Origin of the sequence: Streptomyces chiangmaiensis (assembly GCF_036281785.1) — a bacterium.
GTDB classification, from domain to species: domain Bacteria; phylum Actinomycetota; class Actinomycetes; order Streptomycetales; family Streptomycetaceae; genus Streptomyces; species Streptomyces chiangmaiensis.
Genome location: NZ_JAYWVC010000092.1, coordinates 22,058 through 31,044, shown reverse-complemented (window position 1 = coordinate 31,044; position 8,987 = coordinate 22,058). Strand labels below are relative to the sequence as shown.

6 protein-coding genes and 1 pseudogene are annotated in these 8,987 nt (G+C 69.9%); 2 read left to right on the top strand and 5 right to left on the bottom strand.

The genetic code is table 11. The features are described from left to right. Positions 1-51: 51 nt before the first annotated feature. The 3 genes from VXC91_RS24350 to VXC91_RS24340 all read right to left on the bottom strand — a co-directional run bounded on the left by VXC91_RS24350 (position 52) and on the right by VXC91_RS24340 (position 3,067). Positions 52-909, bottom strand: coding sequence for a DUF4429 domain-containing protein (locus VXC91_RS24350; protein WP_329509454.1), 858 nt, complete (start codon positions 907-909; stop codon positions 52-54). A gap of 66 nt (positions 910-975) precedes the next feature. Further along, positions 976-2,193 carry an alpha/beta hydrolase gene (locus tag VXC91_RS24345; RefSeq protein WP_329509453.1) on the bottom strand — a complete coding sequence of 406 codons (1,218 nt, stop codon included), beginning with the start codon at positions 2,191-2,193 and terminating at the stop codon, positions 976-978. A 202-nt stretch (positions 2,194-2,395) separates the two neighbouring features. After that, positions 2,396-3,067 carry a TetR family transcriptional regulator gene (locus tag VXC91_RS24340; RefSeq protein WP_329509452.1) on the bottom strand — a complete coding sequence of 224 codons (672 nt, stop codon included), beginning with the start codon at positions 3,065-3,067 and terminating at the stop codon, positions 2,396-2,398. 113 nt (positions 3,068-3,180) lie between these two features. Here VXC91_RS24340 and VXC91_RS24335 point away from each other — a divergent pair, with 113 nt between their 5' ends. Both VXC91_RS24335 and VXC91_RS24330 read left to right on the top strand, forming a co-directional pair. After that, positions 3,181-4,809, top strand: coding sequence for an MFS transporter (locus VXC91_RS24335; RefSeq protein WP_329509451.1), 1,629 nt, complete (start codon positions 3,181-3,183; stop codon positions 4,807-4,809). A 232-nt stretch (positions 4,810-5,041) separates the two neighbouring features. After that, positions 5,042-5,350, top strand: a pseudogene (locus VXC91_RS24330) (small hydrophobic protein). Positions 5,351-5,377: 27 nt separating this feature from the next. Here VXC91_RS24330 and VXC91_RS24325 read toward each other — a convergent pair. Both VXC91_RS24325 and aceE read right to left on the bottom strand, forming a co-directional pair. Next, positions 5,378-6,148, bottom strand: a complete 771-nt coding sequence (locus VXC91_RS24325) for a potassium channel family protein (protein WP_329509450.1) — start codon at positions 6,146-6,148, stop codon at positions 5,378-5,380. 81 nt (positions 6,149-6,229) lie between these two features. Beyond that, positions 6,230-8,977 (bottom strand): pyruvate dehydrogenase (acetyl-transferring), homodimeric type, encoded by a 2,748-nt coding sequence (aceE, locus tag VXC91_RS24320; protein ID WP_329509449.1) that lies wholly within the window; start codon positions 8,975-8,977, stop codon positions 6,230-6,232. Positions 8,978-8,987: the final 10 nt, after the last annotated feature.

The window sequence follows — 8,987 nt, the reverse complement described above, 5'->3', positions numbered from 1 at the left end:
GGACGAACGCGTACTACCGGACATGGCTCGTCGGGCTGGGGCGAGGCCCCGTTAGAGCTCCGCCAGCAACTCCGCCTTCTTCATGGAGAACTCCTCGTCCGTCACGAGCCCCGCCTCGTGCAGTTCCCCCAGATGGCGGATCCGCTCGGCGATGTCCGCCGGGTCCCGCCGTGCGGCCGGCACCGCCGCGACCGGGCCCGGAGCTGCGGCCCGCACGGCGGCGAGCACGGACGCCGCGAACGGCAGCGACTCGTGCACGGGGCCGTAGCCGAGACCGAACACCACGGCCGCCGGGTCCTGGTCCGGCTGGGCCGGCTGCGCGGCACCGGCGGGATCGCGTCGCAGCAGCCGCAGATGGCCCTCGAAGACCTCGGGGGAGCGCCACTCGACCCCGCTGAGGCCGGTGACCGGGAAACTCTGGTCGCCGGCCTTCCACTTGGCCGACGAGGCACCCGTCCAGAACCAGCGGAAGGACACCGCCTTGCCGTCGAAGGACGCCTTCGCGTCGTACGCCTTGAACTGCAGCGGCGTCTTGGGCGGATCGACCAGGAACCGCTCGGCCGGCGACCCGTCCCCGGTGAGCCGCGCGCGCAGTTCGTCGGCGTAGTACTCGGCAAGGGTCTCGCGGTCGGCCGGCAGCACCAGCCGATAGGGGTCGGACGTCTCCTTCAGCTGCCCTGCCGCCGCCTCCATCAGCGGGTCGGCTCCGGGCCTGAGCACCGCATGCAGGACCACGGTCCCGCGCTTGCCCTGAGTCAGTGTGACCCCCGTGATCGCCTCCAGGGGGATACGGCGTTCACCGAGCGTCTGGAACAGCTTCGGTGTGCGAATACCCCGTTCGAAGCGGATGAGCACGGAGTCGGACTCGAACTCCCAGGCGGCATGAAATCCGGCCAGTACGTCACCCATGCGGCTCATCGTATGCGGCACGTGCTCCTCCGTCGCCTCCCCTGGCAGACCGCAATTCCTGTTTTTCTACGCGCGTCCGGCCGACGCCGTGTCGGACAAAGCCGCCTGGCAGGCGTCATCGTGGTGGGCGCAGACCACCGCACGATACGCGCCGACGCCGATCTCGGCGAAGTTGCGCAGGCTCTCGGTGCCGGGCGCGAAGTACCCGGCATGGCCCTTCGCCCCCTGCGCGGACAGCACCCTCGCCCCGAAGGCGCGGGAGACCGGGTCGGCGCCGTGGCCGATGCCGCCCACCTCCAGGTAGGGCACGTCCTGGATCCAGTCGTCGGCGTCCCGCATGGCCCAGACCCGGGCGGCGGTCCGCAGACCGGCGGCCGTCCCGGCGCGCATGCCGGGGCTGCCCGCCACCGCCAGGTCGGACACCCGGGACGGCAGTGCATGCGCGGCGACCCCGCACAGCACCGAGCCGTAGCTGTGGCAGTACAGCTGAACGGGCGAGCGGCCGGGCAGGGCGCGGACGAGCGCGTTGAGCCGGACGGCCCCCTCCGCGGCGCGCATCGCGGTCGCCGCCTCCATGCCGAGACCGCTGGGCGCGGTGTAGTCGGCCCAGGCGATCACGGCCGTACGGGTCAGCGGACTCGCCGTCCGCTCGGCCGCGTAGAGGGCGTTGGCCATGCCGACCGGCGCCGAGTACGGGCGGAAGGTGCGCTGGAAGGTGAGCAGGTCGGTGTCGACGCCGGGGACGACGACCGAGATCCGCTGGGCCCTGTCCAGGTTCCCCACGACCTCGGCCACGCGGCCCGAGCCCTCCGGGTCGAAGGCGAGGATCTGCCGGTCCTTCCGCATCAGCGCCTCGAAACGGTGCATGAGCCGCCCCGCCTCCCGCTGGCCGACGGGCGACAGCCGGTCGTCGTGCATCCGGGCGCGCTCGACCTTGCGCTGCTTGTCGAGGGCGATGCGGTTGGCCTCGTAGCGCAGGCGCACGGGTGCCCCGTTCATGTTGCCGACCGTGAGCGGGTAGCGGTGGGCGAGCCGGGAGCGCTGGTGGGCACTGAGCGAGGAGAAGAAGTGCGCGAGCCGGGCCGGGGACCCGTCGATGTCCGGCAGTTTGTGTCCGGCGATCGACCCGTGCTCCCACGCCGAACGCGATGTCTGGAGCGGCATGGCGCCGCGGTGGTTGCGCACGGCGGTCCAGCCGGTCGTCGCGAGCATCACGAAGACCACGGCCAGCGCGAGCAGTGCGCGCCAGACGTTGAGTTGCGGGGAGGTGTCGAAGGAAGTCACTGGAAGGACACACTAGGAGAACGAGAGTGTCTCGCGTTAACCGAGTGATGCGTCTCACGTTTCGGGTGCGCCAATTACGGCGAAAGGGATGGGTCTTCCGAACGATCGTCACGCCAAATCGATGAGGCGCACGTCACTTGACGCTCCCCGTCGCCACAGCTTCACTCCGTCGGCCGTGTCCGGCCTCCCGGGCGCCGGGAATTCACTCGACGGCCGCGGGATCGGTGCCCCCGCGGCCCGTGCGCCACTTCTCCGCCAGAGCGGGGCGTACGGCGTCGAGATGCGAGACCGTCAGCTCGTGGATCGCGGCCACGCTGATGTCCTCGCCCGTGCCCCACAGTCGTTCCGTGACGCGCATCACTCCGCCGAACGCGGCCACCGCGACGCGCGGCCGCGGGTCCGTGTCCACGTCGAGGCCCTCGCGTTCGGCGATCACGCGTGCGATCTCCTCCTCCACCTCGGCCGAACGGCGCAGGTGAGCGGCGAAGAGGGCGGGCGTCGACTCGATCAACTGGTAGGTGCGCAGGTGGAGTTCCACCGGGATGATCTGCTCGATCGTCTCGCCGATGCCGTCCCAGCCCTGGAGGACCGCCTGCCGCAGTGCTTCCAGCGGGGCCTCGTGCCGCGGTCGCGCGCGCACCGCGTCGACGAAGTGTGACGCGGCGACGGAGTGGGTGAAGAAGACCGCTTCCTCCTTTCCGGCGTAGTAGCGGAAGAAGGTGCGCTGCGAGACGTCCACGGCCGCGGTGATCTCGTCGACCGTCGTCCGTTCGTACCCCTGGGTGAGGAACAGCTCCAGAGCGGCGCGCAGCAGCGCGTCACGGATGCGTTGTTTCTTGAGCTCGCGCAATCCTGGTTGCGACGCCGTCTCCATGTGTCCTCTTTCTGTTCATACGGCCAGATTCAGCCTAGCCGCAGGTAGCGTGACAGTTACCGACTTGTGAATTGATTTGTCAATTGTCAGCGGCTGTCACTAACCTCCACCATATGACTAGTCAGACCACCGTCGATGCGACGGAATCGGGGGACAAGACGGCCGGCGCGCCGACGGTCCCGGCGGAGCAGGTGCCGGACCGCGGGCTGCGCGGACACCCGTGGTTCACCCTGATCACCGTGGCGGTCGGCGTCATGATGGTGGCCCTCGACGGCACCATCGTGGCCATCGCGAACCCGGCCATCGCCAAGGACCTCGGCGCCAGCTTCGCCGACGTCCAGTGGATCACCAACGCCTACTTCCTCGCCCTCGCGGTCACCCTGATCACCGCGGGCAAGCTCGGCGACCGCTTCGGCCACCGGCAGACCTTCCTGATCGGCGTGGTCGGCTTCGCCGCCGCCTCGGGCGCGATCGGCCTGTCCGACAGCATCGCCCTCGTCGTGACCTTCCGCGTCTTCCAGGGCCTGTTCGGCGCGCTGCTGATGCCGGCCGCGCTCGGTCTGCTGCGGGCCACCTTCCCGGCCGGGAAGCTGAACATGGCGATCGGCATCTGGGGCATGGTCATCGGCGCCTCCACCGCGGGCGGCCCGATCCTCGGCGGTCTGCTCGTCCAGCACGTCAGCTGGCAGTCGGTCTTCTTCATCAACGTGCCCGTCGGCGCGCTCGCGCTCGTCCTCGGCCTGCTGATCCTCACCGACCACCGTGCGCGGAACGCGCCGCGCTCCTTCGACCTGCCGGGCATCGCGCTGCTGTCCGGCGCCATGTTCTGCCTGGTCTGGGCGCTCATCAAGGCGCCGGCCTGGGGCTGGGGCGACGGCAAGACCTGGCCGTTCATCGGTGCGTCCGTACTGGGCTTCGCCCTCTTCTCCGTGTGGGAGACGAAGGTGAAGGAGCCGCTGATCCCGCTGGGGCTGTTCCGCTCGGTGCCGCTGGCGGCGGGTGTCGTGCTCATGGTCCTCATGGCGATCGCCTTCATGGGCGGTCTGTTCTTCGTCACCTTCTACCTGCAGAACGTGCACGGCATGAGCCCGGTCGACGCGGGCCTGCATCTGCTGCCGCTGACCGGCATGATGATCGTCGGCTCCCCGCTCGCGGGTGCGGCGATCACCAAGCTGGGCCCGCGCATCCCGTTGGCGGGCGGTATGGCGGCCACCGCGATCGCCATGTTCGGGATGTCGACGCTGAAGGCCGGCACGGGCAGCGGTGTCATGTCGATCTGGTTCGCGTTGCTCGGTCTCGGCCTCGCGCCGGTCATGGTCGGCGCCACGGAGGTCATCGTCGGCAACGCGCCCATGGAGCTCTCCGGTGTCGCCGGAGGCCTGCAGCAGGCCGCGATGCAGATCGGCGGCAGCCTCGGCACCGCGGTGCTGGGCGCCGTGATGGCCTCCAAGGTCGACATCGACCTCGCGGGCAACTGGGCCGACGCCGGACTGCCGCCGTTGACCGGGCCGCAGCTCGGCCAGGCCTCCGAGGCGGTGCAGGTGGGCGTGGCCCCGGTGACCCCGGACACCCCGGCCGCGATCGTCCAGAAGATCACCGCCGTCGCGCACGACACGTTCATCTCCGGCATGAGCCTGGCCTGCCTGGTCGCCGCGGGTGTCGCGGCGGTCGCGGTGCTGGTCGCGCTGCTCACCAAGCGCGGCGAGAACGCGGAGGCGGGCGCGGGGGCCGCGCACATCTGACGCGGATCGGGCGCGTTCGCCCATCAGGGTGAAGGTGCACAAGATCCCTCCCGCCCGGCAGGCGCCGCAGGTCACAGTGGGTCACGTCCTGCGCACGACAGTGCCGTGCGACCCGGAGGAGGGACGGACTGCGGCGCGCTGCCGGAGGGGGGCAGCGCGCGGGCAGGACCTCCCGCGGGAAACGGATTATCCGCTCATCAAGCCCGAACTGGCCGAAGAGTTCGGGGAGTCGATGATGGCGGGCTTCGGGCACGGCACACGCGGGTACCCCGCTCACGAGGCCGGATGTGCCGGCGGACCGGGCCGGATCGCGCCACTGTGGGGATCGTCGGAGTCGTCTGCGCGATCGCGGGCGTCTTCGCCCTCGGCATCGTCCTTGGACCGCTCGCGGTCGTCTGCGGCCGGCTCGCCATGGGCCCCACCTGGGCGGCCGGCCGCCCAGGTGCCGGCTCGGGTGGCCCCGGTCCTCGGCATGATCGACACACTGCCGGCGATCATCTGGCTGATCGGAGCCGCAACCCCCGGGAACGGACCGCTCTGATCCTGGAGCGCGTGTGACGGGCCCCGGCTACCGCAGGGGTCCCGCCTCGTCGGGGGCGTGCGGGTGCGGCACGGGCACGCCGGACAGCGCGGCCACCTCGGCCCGAAGGGCCCGTACCTCGTCGGTCAGCGCCTCGATCGCCGCCGTCTGCCGCCGCTCCTCCACGTCGTCCTTCTCGAACCGCGCGATGAACCACGCGGCGATGTTCGCGGTCACCACACCGAGCAGCGCGATGCCGGAGAGCATCAGCCCCACCGCGAGCATCCGCCCGAGTCCGGTGGTCGGTGCGTGATCGCCGTAGCCCACGGTCGTCATCGTCGTGAACGACCACCACACCGCATCGCCCAGCGTCTTGATGTTCCCGTGCGGCGCCTCCCGCTCCACCGACAGAACGGCCAGTGAACCGAACATCAGCAGTCCGACGACCGATCCGGCGACATACGTCGTCAGCCGGATCTGCGAGGCCATCCGCGCACGCCGCCCCACCAGCAGCAGCGTCGACATCAGCCGCAGCAGCCGCAGCGGCTGCAGAAGGGGCAGCACCACCGCACACAGGTCCAGCCAGTGCGTGCGGACGAACTCCCTGCGGGACGGGGCGAAGGCGAGCCGGACGAGATAGTCGGCGGCGAACGCTCCCCACACCACCCACTCGGTCACCGCGCACGCGACCGTCAGCAACCGGCTCGCCGAGCTGTCCACGATCGGCACGGCGTAGGCGACGGCGAACGCCACCGCGAGCGCCAGCAGGGGCCGCTGGGTGCGCCGCTCCCAACGCGCCTGTGCCGATGGTTCCTCCATGCCCGCATCGTAAGGAACGCGCGAGGGCGGCGAGGCAGTCGGCCCCGCCGCCCTTCGGCCGTTCGGGCCGGGAGTGGAGAGTTACGCGTCGCCGCCCGCCGCTCCCGGGTCGGCCGCCGTCACCTCGAGCAGCTGGTAGCGGTCGATCGCCTGCTTGAGCACCGAGCGGTCGACCTTGCCCGACTCGGCCAGTTCGGCGAGGACCGCCACCACGATCGACTGCGCGTCGATGTGGAAGAAGCGGCGGGCCGCACCCCGCGTGTCCGCGAAGCCGAAGCCGTCCGCGCCCAGGGACTGATAGGCGCCCGGCACCCAGCGCGCGATCTGGTCCGGAACCGATCGCATCCAGTCGGACACCGCCACGAACGGACCCGCGGCACTGCTCAGCTTCTGCGTCACATACGGCACCCGCTGCTCCTCCTCGGGGTGCAGCAGGTTGTGCTTCTCGCAGTCCACGGCCTCGCGCCGCAGCTCGTTCCAGGAGGTCGCCGACCAGACGTCCGCTCGTACGTTCCAGTCCTCGGCGAGGAGCTGCTGCGCCTCGAGCGCCCACGGCACGGCGACGCCGGAGGCCATGATCTGTGCCGGGACGGTGCCCGAGGCGCCCTCGGCGATGCGGTGGATGCCCTTGAGGGTGCCCTCGACGTCCACGCCGGCCGGCTCGGCGGGCTGCCGGATCGGCTCGTTGTAGACGGTGAGGTAGTAGAAGACGTCCTCGCCGTGCGGGTGCTCGGGCGAGGAGCCGTACATCCGCCGCAGACCGTCCTGCACGATGTGGGCGATCTCGTACGCGTAGGCCGGGTCGTAGGCCACGCAGCCAGGGTTGGTCGAGGCCAGCAGCTGCGAGTGGCCGTCCGCGTGCTGCAGGCCCTCACCGGTCAGGGTCGTACGGCCGGCGGTCGCCCCCAGGGCGAAACCGCGCGCCAGCTGGTCGGACATCTGCCAGAACTGGTCGCCGGTGCGCTGGAAACCGAACATCGAGTAGAAGACGTACACCGGGATCAGCGGCTCGCCGTGGGTGGCGTACGCCGAGCCCGCTGCGATCAGCGATGCCGTGCAGCCCGCCTCGGAGATGCCGTCGTGCAGCATCTGGCCGGTCGGCGACTCCTTGTAGGCGAGCAGCAGGTCCCGGTCGACCGATTCGTACTGCTGGCCGAGCGGGTTGTAGATCTTGGCGCTCGGGAAGAACGAGTCCATGCCGAAGGTGCGGTACTCGTCGGGCGCGATCAGCACGAACCGCCGGCCGATCTCCTTGTCCCGCATCAGGTCCTTCAGCAGCCTCACGAACGCCATCGTGGTGGCGATGGACTGCTGACCGGAGCCCTTCTTGACCCCGGCGTACGTCGTGTCGTCCGGCAGTTGCAGCGGCTTCGAACGCACGACGCGCGTCGGGACGTACCCGCCGAGCGACTTGCGCCGGTCGTGCATGTACTGCATCTCCTCGGTGTCCCGGCCGGGGTGGTAATACGGCGGCAGGCCGGACTCGAGATCCTTGTCGGAGATCGGCAGGTGCAGGCGGTCACGGAAGTGCTTGAGGTCGGCGACCGTCAGCTTCTTCATCTGGTGCGTGGCGTTGCGGCCCTCGAAGTTCGGGCCCAGCGTCCAGCCTTTGATGGTCTTGGCCAGGATCACCGTCGGCTGGCCCTTGTGCTCCTTGGCCGCCTTGAACGCCGCGTAGATCTTGCGGTGGTCGTGACCGCCGCGACCCAGGTGCAGGATCTGGTCGTCGGTCATGTTCTCGACCATCGCGCGCAGCCGGTGGTCGTCACCGAAGAAGTGCTCGCGGATATAGGCACCGGACTCGGTCGCATAGGTCTGGAACTGGCCGTCCGGCGTGATGTTCATCTTGTTGACCAGGATCCCGTCCCGGTCCTGCGCCAGCAGCGGGTCCCAGGTGCGGTCCCAGATCAGCTTGATCACGTTCCAGCCGGCGCCCCGGAAGACGGACTCCAGCTCCTGGATGATCTTCCCGTTGCCGCGCACCGGGCCGTCCAGGCGCTGCAGATTGCAGTTGACGACGAAGGTCAGGTTGTCCAGGCCTTCACGGGCGGCGATCGACAGCTGGCCCAGCGACTCCGGCTCGTCCATCTCACCGTCGCCGAGGAACGCCCACACGTGGGAGCGCGAGGTGTCCGCGATACCGCGGGCGTGCATGTAGCGGTTCATCCGGGCCTGGTAGATCGCACCGATCGGGCCGAGGCCCATGGAGACCGTCGGGAACTCCCAGAAGCCCGGCATCGAGCGCGGGTGGGGGTAGCTGGAGAGGCCGTACGGGGCCCTCGACTTCTCCTGGCGGAAGCCGTCCAGGTGACGCTCGGAGAGCCGGTCGAGGAGGAACGCGCGCGCGTAGATGCCCGGGGAGGCATGGCCCTGGAAGAAGACCTGGTCACCGCCGTCGCCCTCGTCCTTGCCGCGGAAGAAGTGGTTGAAGCCCACGTCGTACAGCGAGGCGGAGGAGGCGAAGGTGGCGATATGGCCGCCGACCCCGATTCCGGGCCGCTGGGCCCGGGAGACCATGACGGCGGCGTTCCACCGTGTGGCGTTGAGGATCCTGCGCTCGATCTCCTCGTTGCCGGGGAAGAACGGCTCGCTCTTGGTGGGGATGGTGTTGACGTAGTCCGTGCTGCGCATCTCGGGCACGGCCACGCGCTTCTCGCGGGCCCGCTCGATCAGACGGAGCATCAGGTAGCGGGCCCGCTCACGGCCGCGCTGGTCCACGGCGGCGTCGAGGGAGTCGAGCCACTCCTGGGTTTCCTCGGGATCGAAGTCAGGAACCTGACTCGGAAGGCCGCCAATGATGATCGGATTGCGATCGGATCCGGAAGCCACGCTGTTCCTT

Excerpts from the sequence above, each read along its gene's own strand:
- VXC91_RS24350 (WP_329509454.1), bottom strand. The coding sequence starts at position 909 with ATGGGTGACGTACTGGCCGGATTTCATGCCGCCTGGGAGTTCGAGTCC.
- VXC91_RS24340 (WP_329509452.1), bottom strand. The coding sequence starts at position 3,067 with ATGGAGACGGCGTCGCAACCAGGATTGCGCGAGCTCAAGAAACAACGC.
- VXC91_RS24335 (WP_329509451.1), top strand. The coding sequence starts at position 3,181 with ATGACTAGTCAGACCACCGTCGATGCGACGGAATCGGGGGACAAGACG.
- VXC91_RS24325 (WP_329509450.1), bottom strand. The coding sequence starts at position 6,148 with ATGGAGGAACCATCGGCACAGGCGCGTTGGGAGCGGCGCACCCAGCGG.